Raw genomic sequence first — 16060 nt, 5'->3', positions numbered from 1 at the left:
CTGTAACAAAATTTGTCCGTCGAGCCCGTTCAGTCGGGCTCGTTTCGATCGGACCAGACGGCTAGGGAGATAACCATGGACCCATTCATGCAGGCGGCCATCGAAGAGGCGCAGAAAGGCCTGGCCGAAGGCGGCATTCCGATCGGCTCGGTGATCGTGCACGACGGCAAGATCATCGGCCGCGGCCACAACCGCCGGGTTCAGGAAGGCAGCGCGATCAAGCACGGCGAGATGGACGCCTTCGAGAATGCCGGACGCCAGCCCGCCCGTGTGTACCGCGAGGCCACGCTCTACACCACGCTGTCGCCCTGCGCGATGTGCAGCGGCGCGATCCTGCTGTACGGCATTCGCAAGGTCATCGTCGGCGAGAACCAGACGTTCATGGGCGAAGAGGAATTGCTGCGTTCGCGGGGCGTGCAGGTGGATGTGGTGCACAACGCGACCTGCGTCGGCCTGATGAGGCAGTTCATTGCTGACAAGCCTGAGTTGTGGAATGAAGATATCGGCGAATAGGTCGTACAGATACCTGTAGGAGCGAATTCATTCGCGAAATTCCGTCAGGCGATAGAGATGTATCGGCTGCCAAATCTTTCGCGAATAAATTCGCTCCTACAGGGGAATCTATTTACTACTCCAGCTGCAGCGTCGAGCTGAACTGGCTGATCGCATCGACCACATGCCGTGAGCCCTGCTGGATCTCCAGAATCACCTCGCCCGCTTCATTGGCCAGCTCGACCCCGGTGCCGGTGCGGCTCAGGCTCGACTGCATACTCGATACCGCGCTTCGGGCCAGTTCGTTGTTCTGGCGCACCACATCGACGATCTCCACTGTCGCCTTGCTGGTGCGCGCCGCCAGCCCTCGCACCTCGTCGGCCACCACGGCAAAACCGCGGCCGTGCTCGCCTGCGCGTGCCGCTTCGATGGCGGCGTTGAGCGCCAGCAGGTTGGTCTGGTCGGCGATGCCGCGAATGGTCTGGACGATGGTCGCGATGATTTCCGACTGCTTGTTCACCGCATCGATGCTGCGCGCCGCTTCGTTGAGGTCGCAGGAAATCTGTTCGATCACCTCGACCGTCTGCTGCACCACGCTCGAACCCTTCTGCGCACAGGCATCGGTGCGCACCGAGGTGTCGTGGGCGGTGGTGGCTGCGCAGCGCTGGATGGTGACCTGATCCGTGATGTCGCTGGCGAACTTGACCACCTTGTACAGCCGGCCCTTGGCGTCGAACAGCGGGTTGTAGGTGGCCTCCAGATACACCGACTGGCCATGCTTGTTGACCCGCTCGAAGCGATGGGAGTGGTACTCGCCGCGGTTGAGCGACGCCCAGAACGCCTTGTACTGCGGCGACTCCACCTCCGCGCGGGTGCAGAACATGCTGTGGTGCTGGCCGACCACTTCGGCCAGCGAATAATGCATGGTGGCCAGGAAGTTCTCGTTGGCGGTGATCACATGGCCATCCGGCGAAAACTCGATCACCGCCATGGAGCGGCCGATGGCGTTGATCATGCTCTGGTTTTCGTGGTCCTTGTAGGCGCGCTCGGTGATGTCCGAAGCCACCTTGATCACGCTCTGCACGTGGCCTTCGTTGTCGTACACCGGCATGTAGCTGGCTTCCAGCCAGATCTCGCGGCCGGATTTGTCCAGGCGCATGAAAGTGCCGCACAACGGCTCGCCGCGCGCCAGATCGCGCCACAGCTTTGCGTAGGCTTCGCTTTCATAGAAGGCTTTTTCGCAGAAGATGCGGTGATGTTTGCCCACCAGCTCGCCAGGCGCGTAGCCCATGGTGCGGCAGAAGTTTTCGTTGGCATCGAGAATGATGCCCTCGGGGGTGAACTCGATCATCGCCATCGAGCGGCCGACGGCCGCAAGCTTGGCCCTGGACTGGCACAGCGCCGCAGTGGATACCTGTAACTCGGCTTCGACGGCCTTGCGGTGTGAATTGAACATCTGCCACCTACCTCAACGATTATGAAGGGCGGCCGGAGTGACCGTCTTCCTTGATGGGCTGATATGAGCGTCGACCTTCCCTGTGCCGAAGGCTGTTGCAATGCCCGCCCAGGCCCGGAAATGGTTGGCCGGTGGCGGATGTTCGAAGCATAGACAAGGGGTTGGCGGATGCAATCCGGGTAGTGGCGTTTTCATATCCAATTGCGTGGATATTCGCAAAATCGTCCAACGGCCCAGGTCATTCTCGAAAAATGGCCCCAAGCCGCGTCTGCTCAGCGCTGCAGGTGAGCGGCGCCGAACAACTGGACCTGCTGCAAGCGGCCGTCGCGTTCGACCAGGCGCACGGGAGCCGTACCGCCGGGCATGACGATTTCAACCATGCCGGCGCTGACCCAGCCGGCCAGCCACGCCGCCGAGGCCACGGCGCTGGCACTGGTGCCGGAAGAGGCGGTCGGGCCTTCGCCGCGCTCGAACACCCGCGCCATGATGCGCTGGTTGCCCGCTTTCGCGGCCCATTGCAGGTTGACGCCGGCGGGGCAGGGGTCGCCCTTGCCGAACTCGCCTGCAGCGAAAGCAATTTGCGTCAGCGCTTCGTTGAGCGGCGTTTCGTGCAGTAGCTCGAAGCTGGGCAGTGCGTCGACATCCGGCACCAGCGTCACGCAATGCGGATTGCCCACCCGCACGAACACGCTGGTCTGCCATTCAGGATGAAGCTCGGCCAGGCGTGCGACCCGGTTGACCGGCACTTCTCCAAGACGCGCGTCGGCCACGCCGGAATCCTGGGCGCCCACCGCGTCAGGGCCGAAGCCCGGTGTGCCGATGTCCAGCCAGAAGCCCGTGACAGCATCGACCACGGCGGGCACCACCTCGGTCGGCACCGGGCTCTGGCTGTCGCGGTTGTCGTGGTGAACGCGCAGGGTAAAGCCGTCCTGGCCTGGCGCACGGCCGCTGTCGGTCAGGGATTGGGCAAAAATCGTCAGGCCGTTGCCGCTGCGTTCAGCCAGGGTGCCGTCGGTGTTGACGATCAGCACGTCAAACGGCGCGGCATCCTGAAACGGACCGACCAGCATGCCGTCCGAACGGTGGGATTTAGCGCCCGCCGGACGCTGGCCTTCAGGCCAGTCGCAGATTGCGCTGACGGCCTGGGCTGTCCAGGCATGGCGGACTAGCGCAGCTTGCGCGGCAGACTCGGGCACATTCACGCCCAGATCGCGTAGCGCTTGAGGGGAAATCACGGCGTAGATATTGCCGCGTGCATCGTAAAAGGGGGCCATGGCGGATCCGCAGACAGGGTCAGAAAACCTGCATTAAATCACCGCCCGGTGCCGGTTCAAACCAACAGACTCGCCCACGCCGACACCAGCAACAGCACCGCCATCGCCTGATTGAAACGCCGCATGCTGTGCGCCGTGCGAAACACCTTCGCCGCGCTCACCCCCAGATACGCCCAGGCACTCATGCACGGAATCGCCACCAGGAAAAACACCAGCGACAACCAGGCCACCCGCGCCAGCCGATCGCTTTCGTGCCCGGCAAATACGCTCACTACCGCAAGCGCCATCATCCAGGTCTTGGGGTTGACCAGCTGCAGGCTGGCCGCGCCCCACAGGCCCAGTTTCGGACCACTGGCGTTGCTTGTCGGGTCGATGGCCTGGGCCGGGGCGCTGAAAATCTGCCAGGCCAGCCACGTCAGCCAGCCGATGCCGACCCACGCCATCACGGTTTGCACCTGCATGTGCCGCGCCAGCGCATCGCCCAAGCCGGTGCCCACCAGCAACACCAGCAGCGCTGCGCCCGCGCAGGCGCCGATGACGATGGGCACGGTACGCATCAGGCCATGGCGAGAGCTGTTGGTCAGCACCAGGATGTTGGTCGGGCCGGGGGTGATGGAGGCGACGAAGGCGAACAGCACAAACGGCAGAAAGCTTTGGAGGACTTGCATGGCGACACTCTGCGATAACGGATCATGGGGGGATGATCGCGACGCAGGTGGCGGTCAGTCTGGAAGATTTGAGCAGCGTCGGCGGTAGTCGGCAGGTGTCATGCGATAGGCACGCTGGAACCAGCGGCCCAAGTGGCTCTGGTCGGAAAAACCCAAGGCTGCGGCGACATCCACCGGCGTCTGGCCGCACGCAAGCAGCCGTCGGGCGCGGGTCAGGCGCAACTGGATCAGGTAGGCGTGGGGTGCGAGGCCAAAGGCGCTCTTGAACGCCCGGCTCAGGCGAAAACGGTCGACGCCGGTGGCCTGCGCCAGATCATCCAGGCCAATGTCCTGATGCAAATGGCTGTGCAGAAAATCCCGCGCCCGCTGTGCCACCAGCGGCAGGCGTGGATCGGGGCTGATCCGCGTGCGCCAGTGCAGATGCCCGGTCAGGTTCGCCAGCAGATTATCCAGCGCGGTCTGGCGCACGATGCGCAACTCGCCGCTGTGCACCGCTTCAAAGGCATTGGCGGTGGCGATCGCCAGCCGCGGGTCATCGGCCAGGGTCACGGCGACGCTCAGTTGCGCGTTGTCCGGCGCCTGCTCGAACTGCGCCCGCAGCTCGCGCTCAAGCCAGTGCGGGTCCAGGTACAGCGTGCGATAGGTGAAACCGCCGATTTCCGGGGCATGGCCGTCGTGGATATCGCCCGGGTCGAGCAGAAACACCTTGCCGGGCGTGCTGTTGTACTGCTGACGACGGCAATTGAACTGCTGTACGCCCTGTTCGGTGATGCCCACCAGATAGCTGTCGTGCCAGTGTGGGTCGTACGCATGCCCCTCGAAATGCGCGCGCATCGTCTCGATGCCGGACGAGGCGTCCTGCTTGAGATCGATCCAGTTGCGTTCGGGCATGGGGGTTCCTTTCAAGGTTTGAGATCGCTGTCGCCGGCAAGCCGGACTGCTTGTGTACACCACCGGCCCCGTAGCAGCACGGCTTGCCGGCGGGGCGGACTGTCAGGCGACGCCTCATTGTGGGGTATAGGTTAAGGCCAGGTCTGGAAGATTTGTGCATGGGCCGACCGAGCGTCGGTCTTGCCATCGCCCCCGCCGGCAAGCCGTGCTGCTACGGGGCGGGCGTGACGCGGGTGTCCTGGCGCCGGACTATTCTTGTTACAAAGCGAATCATCCTACACGTTGCTCCACCCACCCCACGGAGCGAACCTACGCCTTCGATCGCCATCAAACACCGCATGTGTCACCCAATCGACAGCAGGTAAATGATGAACAGATTTCTGCGAGGCCTCGCGATCTTCCTGCTTGGCGGCTTCCTGAGTGTCGGGCTGCTGAGCATCGGCCTGGTCCAGGCCGGTGAGCGGCCGCTGTTGCAACTGGCGGCAAGCGCCAACAATCAGCCGGACAACGGCGCCATCCGCCGTGCCAACCCCAACAGCCGACAAGGCACCGAATCCATTTCCCCAACGATGCGCGGTCCAAACCTGGGCCCGTCGCAATCTCGTCCTCCAACCCTTGAAAACGGTGGCATCCGCAACGGCTATCCCACTCATGAAGTGCCCCGCGTGCAGACCGTGCGGCCTTCGACGAGCGGCACCCAGCGGCCCTCCAACTGAACCGGCAACACATGTGTTTCGACAGCCAGAGTCAATTTTCAGCCAAAAGGAATCGTCCATGTTGCGTCAAACCCTGCTCCGCCAGACCCTGATCGCCGGCCTTTGCGTCTCGGCATTCGCGAGTCTGCCCCTGTCCGCCGCCACCTATCAGAGCGAGGAAGGCACGCTGACCGTCGACGAAGTGGTCGGCGGCCTGCAGCACCCCTGGGCCGTGGCGTTCCTGCCGGGCAACAAGGGCATGCTGGTCACCGAGCGCACCGGCAACCTGCGCCTGGTGACGCCTGAGGGCAAGCTCTCGGCGCCGATCTCTGGCGTGCCCAAGGTCTGGGTGCAGGGGCAGGGCGGCTTGCTGGATGTCGAACTGTCACCGGATTTCGCCAAGGACCGCATGGTCTACCTGACCTACGCCGAGGCCGCCAGCGACGGCAAGACCGGTGGCACTGCAGCCGGGCGCGGGCGGCTGTCAGCGGACATGACCAGGCTCGAAGACTTCACCCGCATCTTCCAGCAACAGCCCAAACTCTCGGTGGGCAACCACTTCGGCTCGCGCATCGTGTTCGACCGCGACGGCTATCTGTTCATCGCCTTGGGCGAGAACAACAACCGGCCCACTTCCCAGGATCTGGACAAACTGCAAGGCAAGATCGTGCGCCTGTACCCTGATGGCTCGGTGCCCAAGGACAACCCCTTCGTCGGCCAGAAAAACGTCCGTCCGGAAATCTGGAGCTACGGCCACCGCAACCAGCAAGGCGCCGCGCTCAACCCCTGGACCGGCACCCTGTGGACCAACGAACACGGCCCCATGGGCGGCGATGAAGTCAACATCATCGAACGCGGCGCCAACTATGGCTGGCCGATTTCCACCTTCGGCATCGACTACAACGGCCAGCCGATCCCCGAGTCCAAAGGCAAAATCGTCGAGGGCGTGAAAAATCCGTTCCATGTGTGGGAAAAATCCCCGGGCATCAGCGGCATGGCCTTTTACGATTCAGACACCTTCAAGCAGTGGGACCACAACCTGTTCATCGGCGCGTTGGCCGCCCAGGTGTTGATCCGCCTGGAACTCAAGGACGACAAGGTGGTGCACGAAGAACGCCTGCTGGGCGAACTCAAATCCCGCATCCGCGACGTGCGTCAGGGGCCTGACGGGTATTTGTATGTGTTGACGGATGAGGAGAGCGGCAAGCTGTTGAAGGTGGGGTTGGCGAAGTAGTACTCACGCTTGATGTTAACTTTAAGGCTCTAGGTCCAGATAAAGAGCCTTAAATGGCTCTTTTTTGGTTTTTTGTAATCTATATGGCTCTCTTTTGATTGAATGTAATCTATCTGGCTCTTTGAGCTTGACGAGAGCCATATAGATTACATAATCAGTGCTTCCTGAGAGGCATTGACCATGAAAACCACCCTGCTTGAGCAAATCCGCGAAAGGCGCCTGGCCCTTGGCGTGAAGATCCAGGACATGACCCTGCGCGCAGGTCTGACCCGGCAGCAATACGGCAAGATCGAAGCGGGCGGCAACCCGCGACTCAACACCCTGGATCAGATCGCCGAAGGGCTGGACGCGGCGCTGGTCCTCGTCCCCAAATCAAAGCTCGAAATGGTTCAGCGGATGCTCTCGGGCGAGATAGCCGGCGATCATCGCTACCCTGATCTTGACCGCAGGTCCGACCTGCAAGAACCGAGCATTGTCAAAGACACCGACAGCCCGTGGGGCGATCTCTGATGGCGCAGGAAACGGTCGCTGCACTGCGACTCTCGCTCCAGGACCAACGGGTGGGATACGTGGCCGGCTATTCGAACGGCAAGAACGTATTCACCCTGGCGCCGGAATACGTCGAGAACGAAGCACGCCTTGCTCTGACCCTTTCCCACACTGATCCGGCCTCTTTCGCGCGTCAGATGGCGAACAACCATCCTTACGTCAGCGCTCAGCGCCTGCATCCGGTGTTGAGCAATCTGCTGCCCGAAGGCGTATTGCGCGACCTGCTTTCGCAAGCCATGAAGGTGCACCGGGATAACGAGTTTCCGCTGCTCGGCTGGCTTGGAAGGGATCTGCCAGGCGCTTTGGTGGCCGAGCCGATCGGAGCATCCGAGATCCCGCAGCTTGCCTTGCAGCACCACGGAAAGATCGAGCCGACGGTCATCGATCTGCCGGACAGCCGAGCGCATTTCTCGCTGGCGGGTGTGCAGATGAAGTTTTCCATGCGTGATCAGGATGGCCGCTACATCACCGGGGATCCTGCTGCTCCCGGCGACTGGATCATCAAGACGCCGTCGACCGTGCATCCGTTCGTACCGCTCAACGAATTCACGGCGATGACCTTGGCGGCAATGGCGGGCGTCGACATCCCGGAAATCAAGCTGATCGCGATGAGCGACATCGAGGCGCTTCCTCATATCAAGCTGCCCGATGAGGCGTTTGCCTACGCCATACGTCGCTACGATCGCCTCCCTGAAAACCGCCGGGTCCACTCGGAAGATTTTGCGCAGATCTTCTTCGCCTATGCCCATGACAAATACCGCAAGGCCAGTTATGACCAGATCGGCAAGCTGGTCTATCAGAAGTCGATTCACGGGCAGCGGGATGTGGTGCAGATGGCGCGGCGCCTGCTGGTCAATATCCTGCTGGCGAACGGCGACGCGCACCTGAAAAACTGGAGCATAATCTATCGCGACGGGCGCAATGCCGAGTTGTCTCCGGCCTACGACATTGTGATGACCAAGGCCTATATCGCAGGTGAGTCGCACCATGCGCTGAACATGGCCCGGCACAAGAACTGGTACGAAACCTCTCTGGAACATTTCAAGCGATGGGCCGAGTACGGCGACATCCCCTGGCGGCCCGTGCTCTACAACTTGCGCGATGTGATGACCCGCGCCCGATCCCTGTGGCCTACCGCGCTGGATGAAAGTGGCATGGCGCAAGCTCACAAGGATGTTCTGAGAGAGCACTGGCGCCGGCTGCACGCTGATTTTCGAATCGAGTGAGCCTCTAACCGGACACCCCTTCGCGCGCCGAAACCGGCACATCGAACACCCGGTCGAACCCCCACTGAAACACCAGCGCATAAAAGAAGAAAAACACGAACAGGCCCAGGTCCGTGACCAGCGCGGCCCACCAGGAAATCTCCAGCCACCAGGCCACCAATGGCACCAGCAGCACCACCAGCCCGCCTTCGAAACCGAAGGAGTGCAGCAGCCGGCGGGACAGGGTGCGGGTGCGGTTTTTCTGCCTCGCTTCCCAGTATTCGAAGACGTAGTTGTAGAGCACGTTCCACAGCAGCGCGCTGGCCGAGAGCATGACGGACAGGGCGCCGGCGTGGGCCAGGCCGTCGTCGTAGACCAGAGCGATGGCCGGGGACAGAACGGCGATGGCGATGGCTTCGTAGAGCACTGCCTGAACCAGCTTGCGGGTGGGGCCTTGCATGATGATCTCCATTGGGTTGAAGCCTTGAGGGCTTGAATGCTGGCCACGCTACCGATCCATGCGATCCTGGAAAAATGAGATAAATTGAACCCGCTTCAATTCATTTCATGCCGGGAGCCTTCTGTGTTTTCCAATCTTCCGCTCAACGCCCTGCGCACCTTCGAGGCCGCCGCGCGGCTGGGGAGTTTCAAGGCCGCTGCCGAGGAGTTGTCCGTGACGCCGGCGGCGATTTCCCACCAGGTCAAAACCCTTGAGGCCTGGCTCGGGGCGTTGCTGTTCGAGCGCTCCGGCCAGGGCGTGGCGCTGACCGAACAGGGCGAGCAGTTGTATCGGCAGACGCACCGGGCTTTGCTGGAAATCAGCCGCAGCCTGGAGAGCTTCTGCCCGGAAACGGCTTCGCAGACCCTGACCATTTCCACCACGCCGGCCTTGGCGGCGATGTGGCTGATCCCCAGGCTCAGCCGCTTTTATCGCGCGTTCGGCCAATTCAATGTGCGCGTCGACACCCGCAATGAACTGGTGGATCTGCTGCGCGATTCGAGCATCGACCTGGCAATCCGCGCGGTCAGCCGTGACGATCCGAACCTGTTTCGCGCCGAATTGATGGTCGAGCGATTTGCCGTGTACGGGGCACCGGATTTTTTGGCGTCGCTGAACGATGAGCAGATCGAACTGATCAACCTGCGCTGGCAGATTCCCGGGGCCTATGCGATCAACTGGCAGAACTGGTGCGCGGCGGCCGGCTGCGAGCACTGGCTGGAAACGGCGCGGATGCGCGAGTTCGACGATGAGCATTTCGCCCTGAATGCGGCGGTGGCCGGGCATGGGCTGGTGCTGTCGAGTAACGTGCTGGTGGCGGACAGTCTGCAGCGCGGCGAGCTGCTGGCGTATCGCCCGGACATCAGCTTGCCGGGGCCGCGTTACATCGCCGCCTGTGTACCGGGAAGGGAGCGGCAGGCGCCGGTGAAGGCGTTTCTGGCGTGGCTAGCCGAGGAGGCAGCAGCCACAACGCTTGGCTGAATTTTTATCCCTGTAGGAGTGAGCTTGCTCGCGAATGGCCGGTGCATCCGACGCATCGTTGTCGCCTGAGCGATGTTCGCGAGCAAGCTCACTCCTACAGTTTCATGCCGGTATGCATTTCAGGGCTTGCGCGGCAGCAGGCTCGGCACCGCATGCATCAGCGCGTTGATCGCAAAACCGATGAACATCACCCCGCACAGGCGCGTGATGGTCAGCTCATGGCGTTGATACACCGCGCGCACGTGGCGGGCGCCGACCACGCCGACGATGATGCCGTAGGCCGCGATGCCACCCAGGGTGCTGACCAGGATCAGCAGTGGCAGCATCGACCAGTTGAGCAGGTCGGCGCGGCTGGAGAGCAGCGCGGTGAAGGTCGCGACCGCTACCGGGTAGGCCTTGGGATTGGTCAGGCCAAACAGGATGCCGTGCCAGAATGGATGCCGTGCAGGCGCCTTTTGCTCGGTTTCGCTGCTGCGTTTAGCACGCAGCGCGCGCCAGCCGAGCCAGAACAGAAACAGCCCGCTGATGATCCCCAGCACATCGAACGCCGTAGTGCCGATCACCCGCGCACCGATGATTGCGGCCAGCGCCGTGCTGCACCAGATCACGTCCCCCAGCAGATGCCCGCAAAGAAACGCTGCCCCGGCACGCCGGCCGCGGGACGCGCCGATGCCGAACACCGCCAGCACGCCAGGGCCGGGCGAGATGGCGTAGATGAAGCCGGAAGCCAGCACCGCCAGCAGCAGAGACGACGTCATGGGGGAACTCCTTGCGAGGTGAAGGCCCGAGTGTAGATGAGCGGCTGACTAAATTTCGAGATGTTTCATACGTTTGAAGAGGTTGTATCGCGGTTGTAAAAAACCGGTGCAGAACGTAAAACATGCGCCCACGAAAAATCCCGCTGGAGCTGCACCGCCGATGACCACCCCGACCCGACCTGCCGCAGGCTTCACGCGACGTCTGCTGCCCCTGAGCATGGCCTTCGCCTCGCCCTGGCTCGCCGCTCAGGAAGCCGAGCCCGTGACGCTGGATGCGGTCAAGGTGTCGGGCGAACAGGCGTCGGTCTATCAGGCCGACAGCGCATCGGTGGGCGGCTTCAGCCCGGCGCCTTTGCTCGACACGCCAGCGTCGATTTCGGTGTTCAGCGAGCAGAGGCTCAAGGATCAGCAGGCCAGATTGCTCAGCGAAGTGCTGCGCAACGACGCCTCGGTCGGCGACAGCTACGCGCCGGTCGGCTATTACGAGAACTTCGTGGTGCGCGGTTTTTCCCTCGATGCCGCCAACAGCTATCGCATCAACGGCCGCAGCATCACTGGCGAGCAGAACGTGGCGCTGGAGAACAAGGAGCAGGTCGAGCTGCTCAAAGGCCTGTCGGGGCTGACCAGCGGCGTGTCGCAGCCGGCCGGCGTGATCAATTACCAGACCAAACGCTCGGCCGATGTCCGCTCGGTGACGGTGTCCACCAACGAGCACGGCGAGCGCTACCTGGCCACCGACGTCGGTGGCTGGTTCGGCAGCGAGAAGCAGTTCGGCCTGCGCGCCAATGTCGCCCATGAAGACATCCGCTCCTACGTCGAACACGCTGACGGCAAGCGCGACTTCGCTTCCTTGGCCTTCGACTGGAACATCAACGAGCAGTCGACCCTGCAACTGGACGCCGAATACCAAACCCGCGAACAGCGCTCGGTGCCCGGCTATCAATTGCTAGGCGGCAGCGAACTGCCCCACGACGCCTCGCCGCGCAAGTTGCTGGGTTACCAGAGCTGGTCGAACCCGGTGGGCATCGACTCCCTGAACCTCAACGGGCGCTACGAGTACCGTTTCAGCGACGCCTGGAAAGCCAGCCTCAGTGCCTCGCGCAGCCGCGTGGTGATCGACGACTACAGCGCCTTTGCCTACGGCTGCTATTACCAGGCCGATTGTCCGACCACGCCTGTGACCGGGCATTTCAACAGCGACGGCGGTTACGATATCTATGATTTCCGCAGCCCTGACGACACACGTCGCAACGATGAAGTCGAAGCGGCGATGACCGGGCTGTTCGACACCGGCTGGCTGAAACACGAGCTGACCTTCGGCACCAGCGCGTTCCGTCGCACGGTGGACACACGACCGTATTTCAGTGAGTACGTCGGTTCCGGCAATATCCATGAGACGCCGCAGACCTTCGCCCCTTCGGACCTCTCGGTGGGGCATACCGAGCGGCGTCTGGACAGCCGCCAATACGGCCTGTTCGCCACCGACCGCATCAGCTTCAACGAGCACTGGCAGACCATCGTCGGCGGCCGTCAGGTGCGTCTCGACGAAAAGGCCTACAACGAAGATGGCAGTGACAATCGCCACACCCAGCGTTCGATCTTCCTGCCCCAGGCGGCGCTGATCTACAAGCCGGTGGACAACGTTTCGCTCTACACCAGCTACAGCAAGGGCCTGTCGCTGGGCGGGACGGCATCGGTGTTCGATACCAACGCCGGCGAAATCCTCGCACCGACGATCTCGCGCCAACTGGAAGCAGGCATCAAGTACGACTGGCGGCGCATGAGCTTCACTGCGGCGGTGTTCCAGACCCGTCAGGCCTATCAGTATTCCCAGCCTCAGGATGACGGCAGCCTGACCTTCGTGCAGCAGGGCCAACAGAAAAACACCGGGCTGGAGCTCGGCGCCAATGGCTGGCTGACCTCGCAACTGCAGATCGCCGCCAGCGTCGCGGCCATCCGCGCGCGGGTGCAGGACAGCGGCACAACGGCTTATGAAGACCATCAGGCGATCAACGTGCCCAAGTACCGGGGCAGCCTGTCAGCCGACTACAGCCTGCCGATCCCCGGCCTGGCGCTGCTGGGCGGCATGCAATACAGCGCGAGCAAGTTCGCCAACCGCGAAGGTTCGGTGAAGGTCGACGATTACGCGGTGTTCACCGCGGGCAGCCGCTACAGCACCAAAATCGATGGCTACGACACGGTGTTTCGCCTGACCGTCGACAACCTGTTCGACAAACGCTACTGGCGCGATGTGGGCGAGTACCTGGGTGACGACTACCTGTTCCTCGGCGCGCCGCGTACGGCAAGGTTGTCGGCGACGGTGAGTTTTTGAAGCGTTTGACGCGGTGATGGTGCGGGGGCGTCGCTACAGGCGATTCATCAACCACTGACCCACCTCTTTGCACGCCCCCCACAAAAGCGCATCCTGTCTCCCCAGATTGGCAGTCCAGGAACAGGCCGTTCCTGTGTTCTCTCCTGATGGAGCAGCAAGATGATCGAACTCAAACCGGCGCAGATCCCGGACATTCCGCTGCTCTGGTCGCTGCGCACCCGCGCCGTGCGACAGGTTTGCGCCAGCCACTATTCCCCCGAACAGATCGAAGTCTGGAGCGATTCGCCGCCACCCGAATCCTACCTGCGCCTGATGGCCACGCGCTGCGGTCTGCTGGCCGAAGAGGACGGCCAACTGCTGGGCTACGGGATTCTCGACCGCCAGAGCGGGGAAGTGATGGCGCTGTTCGTCGAGCCCGGCCAGCTCGGACGAGGCATCGGCAAGCGGCTGATGCAAGGGCTGGAAGCCATCGCAGCTGAAGAACACTTCACCCGGCTCTATCTCTATTCCTCCCTCAACGCCGCCGACTTCTACCGCGCCATGGGCTTCGTCGCCGTGCGCGACGAACCCTACCAACACCCCAGCGGGATTACCTTGCGCAGTTTGTACATGGAGCGGGTGATGCCGGTTGAAACCTTGCATTGACGGTTCTAACGCGGTCGCCGGCAAGCCGGACTGCTACGGGGGGCGGTGATGTGCGCACAAAATCTCGGCTCTCCTCTGGCGCTGCGCGGGGCTGGCTTGCTACCGTCGGCACGTCTCCTCGCAGGGAAATCGGGCCATGCCAGTCGAGTACCCGTTGCAACGCTTTATCCAGGATGGACGACCGCTCTTGATCAACGCCCAGCCGCTGCAATCGACGGCTGACGAGGTTTTGCATCGGTATCGCGAAGGGCAGTTGTGGGCGGTGAAGCAGGGGGTGATGACCGCGGAGCTGGATGCCGGCAGTTGGGTGGTGCCCGCGCGGCACATCGGCTGGATTGCGCCTGGGGTCGCCCATGCGGCGCGGGTGCATGAGGCGGCGCGGGGCTGGGTGATTCATCTGCGTGCGGACCTGTGCCCGCTGTTCCCCACCACGCCGACGGTCTTCGACATGACCCCGCTGGCCGCCGCGTTGCTCGAACGCATCGGCGCCTGGCAGCAGAGCCCCGCCGAACTCACCCCGCCTCAGCATCGCCTGCTCGATGTGCTGTTCGACGAGCTGAAGATTTCTCCCGCCAACCCGCTGTTCCTGCCGATGCCCAGCAGCCCGCATCTGGTGGGCATGACCCTGACCATCGTCGCCGACCCGGCCAACAAGCTCGGGCTGGATGAATGGGCGCGGCGCGTGGGCATGTCGCGCCGTGGCCTGACCCGGCATTTTCGCGCCGAAACCGGCATGTCACTGGTGCAGTGGCGCATCGTCGCGCGGATGAAAAAGGCGCTGGAATTGCTGGCCCAGGGCGACACCGTCAGCCGCGTGGCTCAACGTCTGGGCTACGACAGCGTCAGTACGTTCATCAGTGCCTTCAGCGCCCAGTTCGGCATGACCCCCGGCGCTTATGCCCTGTGATGTGACGCAAGTCCGGTGGTCTGCCAGCCGCCCGTAGCGCGCAAGCTTTGTTATCCTGCGCGCCTTTGCCGCACCTAACTGCCGATTCAACTGACAAATGGGGTCTTTCATGACAGCCATTCTTCGACCACGTCCACAACCGATCAGCCGGGGCGACTACAAGACCCTGGGCCTGGCGGCGCTGGGCGGGGCGCTGGAAATCTACGATTTCATCATCTTCGTCTTCTTTGCACTGACGCTGAGCCAGCTGTTCTTCCCGCCGGAAATGCCCGAATGGCTGCGTCTTCTGCAAAGCTTCGGCATCTTCGTCACTGGCTATCTGGCGCGCCCCCTGGGCGGCATCCTGATGGCGCACTTCGCCGACAAGCTGGGCCGCAAGCGCGTGTTCAGCCTGAGCATCATGATGATGGCGCTGCCGTGCTTGCTGATCGGCGTGATGCCGACCTACGCCGATATCGGCTACTGGGCGCCTTTGATTCTGCTGGCCCTGCGCATCCTGCAAGGCGCTGCGGTGGGCGGCGAGGTGCCGAGCGCCTGGGTGTTCGTCGCCGAGCACGCGCCCAAGGGCCATCGCGGTTACGCCCTCGGCGTGCTGCAGGCCGGGCTGACCTTCGGCTACCTGATCGGCGCGCTGACCGCGACCTGGCTGGCCAAGGTCTACAGCCACGCGGAAATCCTCGATTTCGCCTGGCGCATCCCGTTCCTGCTCGGCGGCGTCTTTGGCGTAGTCGGTGTCTGGCTGCGCCGCTGGTTGAGCGAAACCCCAGTGTTCATGGCGCTGCACGCCCAGCGTCAGGACATGATCGAGCTGCCGCTGCGCGCGGTGCTGCGTGAGCATCGCCAGTCGCTGCTGCCCGCCGCCTTGCTGACCTGCGTGCTGACCTCGGCGGTGGTGACGCTGGTGGTGATCACCCCGACCGTAATGCAGCAGCGTTTCGGCATGAGCCCCAGCGACACCTTCGCCCTGAGCAGCGTCGGTATCGTCTTCCTCAATATCGGCTGCGTGCTGGCCGGCATGCTGGTAGACCGCATCGGCGCCTGGCGCGGCGTGGTGCTGTACAGCCTGCTGCTGCCGGTGGGCATTGCCGTGTTGTACGCCAGCCTGGTGGTTCAGTGGCTGCCGGTGGGCCTGGCCTACGCGGTGGCGGGGCTGGCTTGCGGCATCGTCGGTGCGGTGCCATCGGTCATGGTCGGACTGTTCCCGGCGAAGATTCGCGTGTCCGGTATCTCCCTGACCTACAACATCAGCTACGCACTCTGGGCCAGCACCACGCCGCTGGCGCTGATCGCCCTGATGCCGTGGAGCCCGTGGGTGTGCGTCGGCTACTGCGTGATCATGGGCGCGGTGGGCCTGCTGACCGCGATGTTTTTTGGTATGCGCCGTGGCATGCAGGTGGACGACGTGCTGGCGGCCTGCCCGGACAACTGACTGTCGGGGCGCCGTGGAGCGGCGCCCGATCCACGACTACGCTTG

At 63.0% G+C, this 16060-nt stretch carries 15 protein-coding genes and 2 pseudogenes; 10 read left to right on the top strand and 7 right to left on the bottom strand.

The annotated features are described in order from the left end of the window. Window positions 1-75: 75 nt before the first annotated feature. Entirely contained in the window at window positions 76-513 is a 438-nt protein-coding gene (locus AC1MEK_RS03535; protein WP_480394884.1) for a nucleoside deaminase, read from the top strand. A 115-nt stretch (window positions 514-628) separates the two neighbouring features. Here the strand turns inward: AC1MEK_RS03535 and AC1MEK_RS03530 are convergent. From AC1MEK_RS03530 to AC1MEK_RS03510, 5 genes and pseudogenes are all read right to left on the bottom strand, one after another. Next, window positions 629-1066, bottom strand: a pseudogene (locus AC1MEK_RS03530) (methyl-accepting chemotaxis protein); the annotation flags it as partial. 99 nt (window positions 1067-1165) lie between these two features. Beyond that, window positions 1166-1843: pseudogene (locus AC1MEK_RS03525) on the bottom strand (PAS domain-containing protein); the annotation flags it as partial. A gap of 377 nt (window positions 1844-2220) precedes the next feature. Then, complete coding sequence (locus AC1MEK_RS03520; RefSeq protein WP_480394883.1) at window positions 2221-3222, bottom strand: diaminopimelate epimerase; 1002 nt, start codon at window positions 3220-3222, stop codon at window positions 2221-2223. A 56-nt stretch (window positions 3223-3278) separates the two neighbouring features. After that, window positions 3279-3890, bottom strand: a complete 612-nt coding sequence (locus AC1MEK_RS03515; RefSeq protein ID WP_480394882.1) for a LysE family translocator — start codon at window positions 3888-3890, stop codon at window positions 3279-3281. Between the two features lie 54 nt (window positions 3891-3944). Next, the gene (locus AC1MEK_RS03510) at window positions 3945-4781 is read right to left on the bottom strand and encodes an AraC family transcriptional regulator (protein WP_480394881.1); all 837 of its coding nucleotides are present in this window, start codon (window positions 4779-4781) and stop codon (window positions 3945-3947) included. 368 nt (window positions 4782-5149) lie between these two features. Between AC1MEK_RS03510 and AC1MEK_RS03505 the strand changes: the two genes are divergently transcribed. From AC1MEK_RS03505 to AC1MEK_RS03490, 4 genes are all read left to right on the top strand, one after another. Then, window positions 5150-5497, top strand: coding sequence for a hypothetical protein (locus tag AC1MEK_RS03505; RefSeq protein WP_480394880.1), 348 nt, complete (start codon window positions 5150-5152; stop codon window positions 5495-5497). A 73-nt stretch (window positions 5498-5570) separates the two neighbouring features. Next, a complete protein-coding gene (locus AC1MEK_RS03500; RefSeq protein WP_480395262.1) occupies window positions 5571-6710 on the top strand; it encodes a PQQ-dependent sugar dehydrogenase in 1140 nt (379 codons plus the stop codon). 180 nt (window positions 6711-6890) lie between these two features. Further along, entirely contained in the window at window positions 6891-7220 is a 330-nt protein-coding gene (locus AC1MEK_RS03495; RefSeq protein WP_480394879.1) for a helix-turn-helix transcriptional regulator, read from the top strand. Next, window positions 7220-8485 carry a type II toxin-antitoxin system HipA family toxin gene (locus AC1MEK_RS03490; protein WP_480394878.1) on the top strand — a complete coding sequence of 422 codons (1266 nt, stop codon included), beginning with the start codon at window positions 7220-7222 and terminating at the stop codon, window positions 8483-8485. The genes AC1MEK_RS03495 and AC1MEK_RS03490 overlap by 1 nt, the downstream gene beginning before the upstream one ends. 4 nt (window positions 8486-8489) lie before the next feature. Here the strand turns inward: AC1MEK_RS03490 and AC1MEK_RS03485 are convergent, their stop codons facing one another. After that, window positions 8490-8924 carry a PACE efflux transporter gene (locus tag AC1MEK_RS03485; RefSeq protein ID WP_480394877.1) on the bottom strand — a complete coding sequence of 145 codons (435 nt, stop codon included), beginning with the start codon at window positions 8922-8924 and terminating at the stop codon, window positions 8490-8492. A 123-nt stretch (window positions 8925-9047) separates the two neighbouring features. Between AC1MEK_RS03485 and AC1MEK_RS03480 the strand changes: the two genes are divergently transcribed. Then, on the top strand, window positions 9048-9944 hold the full coding sequence (locus AC1MEK_RS03480; RefSeq protein WP_480394876.1) for a LysR substrate-binding domain-containing protein: 897 nt from the start codon (window positions 9048-9050) through the stop codon (window positions 9942-9944). A gap of 119 nt (window positions 9945-10063) precedes the next feature. Here the strand turns inward: AC1MEK_RS03480 and AC1MEK_RS03475 are convergent, their stop codons facing one another. Further along, window positions 10064-10702, bottom strand: a complete 639-nt coding sequence (locus tag AC1MEK_RS03475) for a LysE family translocator (protein ID WP_480394875.1) — start codon at window positions 10700-10702, stop codon at window positions 10064-10066. Window positions 10703-10862: 160 nt separating this feature from the next. Between AC1MEK_RS03475 and AC1MEK_RS03470 the strand changes: the two genes are divergently transcribed. The 4 genes from AC1MEK_RS03470 to AC1MEK_RS03455 all read left to right on the top strand — a co-directional run bounded on the left by AC1MEK_RS03470 (window position 10863) and on the right by AC1MEK_RS03455 (window position 16015). After that, entirely contained in the window at window positions 10863-13034 is a 2172-nt protein-coding gene (locus AC1MEK_RS03470) for a TonB-dependent siderophore receptor (protein ID WP_480394874.1), read from the top strand. Between the two features lie 159 nt (window positions 13035-13193). Beyond that, window positions 13194-13679 (top strand): GNAT family N-acetyltransferase, encoded by a 486-nt coding sequence (locus tag AC1MEK_RS03465; protein ID WP_480394873.1) that lies wholly within the window; start codon window positions 13194-13196, stop codon window positions 13677-13679. Between the two features lie 136 nt (window positions 13680-13815). Then, window positions 13816-14586 (top strand): helix-turn-helix transcriptional regulator, encoded by a 771-nt coding sequence (locus AC1MEK_RS03460; protein ID WP_480394872.1) that lies wholly within the window; start codon window positions 13816-13818, stop codon window positions 14584-14586. Window positions 14587-14695: 109 nt separating this feature from the next. Further along, window positions 14696-16015, top strand: coding sequence for an MFS transporter (locus AC1MEK_RS03455; RefSeq protein ID WP_480394871.1), 1320 nt, complete (start codon window positions 14696-14698; stop codon window positions 16013-16015). Window positions 16016-16060 lie beyond the last annotated feature (45 nt).

The organism is Pseudomonas sp. 2, from assembly GCF_056627435.1.
The sequence above is the reverse complement of the archived record's forward strand: the minus strand, read 5'-3'. Positions and strand labels throughout refer to the sequence as shown.

Coding starts and splice junctions, on each gene's coding strand:
- AC1MEK_RS03535 (WP_480394884.1), top strand. CDS start 76: ATGGACCCATTCATGCAGGCGGCCATCGAAGAGGCGCAGAAAGGCCTG.
- AC1MEK_RS03520 (WP_480394883.1), bottom strand. CDS start 3,222: ATGGCCCCCTTTTACGATGCACGCGGCAATATCTACGCCGTGATTTCC.
- AC1MEK_RS03515 (WP_480394882.1), bottom strand. CDS start 3,890: ATGCAAGTCCTCCAAAGCTTTCTGCCGTTTGTGCTGTTCGCCTTCGTC.
- AC1MEK_RS03510 (WP_480394881.1), bottom strand. CDS start 4,781: ATGCCCGAACGCAACTGGATCGATCTCAAGCAGGACGCCTCGTCCGGC.
- AC1MEK_RS03505 (WP_480394880.1), top strand. CDS start 5,150: ATGAACAGATTTCTGCGAGGCCTCGCGATCTTCCTGCTTGGCGGCTTC.
- AC1MEK_RS03495 (WP_480394879.1), top strand. CDS start 6,891: ATGAAAACCACCCTGCTTGAGCAAATCCGCGAAAGGCGCCTGGCCCTT.
- AC1MEK_RS03490 (WP_480394878.1), top strand. CDS start 7,220: ATGGCGCAGGAAACGGTCGCTGCACTGCGACTCTCGCTCCAGGACCAA.
- AC1MEK_RS03485 (WP_480394877.1), bottom strand. CDS start 8,924: ATGCAAGGCCCCACCCGCAAGCTGGTTCAGGCAGTGCTCTACGAAGCC.
- AC1MEK_RS03475 (WP_480394875.1), bottom strand. CDS start 10,702: ATGACGTCGTCTCTGCTGCTGGCGGTGCTGGCTTCCGGCTTCATCTAC.
- AC1MEK_RS03470 (WP_480394874.1), top strand. CDS start 10,863: ATGACCACCCCGACCCGACCTGCCGCAGGCTTCACGCGACGTCTGCTG.
- AC1MEK_RS03465 (WP_480394873.1), top strand. CDS start 13,194: ATGATCGAACTCAAACCGGCGCAGATCCCGGACATTCCGCTGCTCTGG.
- AC1MEK_RS03460 (WP_480394872.1), top strand. CDS start 13,816: ATGCCAGTCGAGTACCCGTTGCAACGCTTTATCCAGGATGGACGACCG.
- AC1MEK_RS03455 (WP_480394871.1), top strand. CDS start 14,696: ATGACAGCCATTCTTCGACCACGTCCACAACCGATCAGCCGGGGCGAC.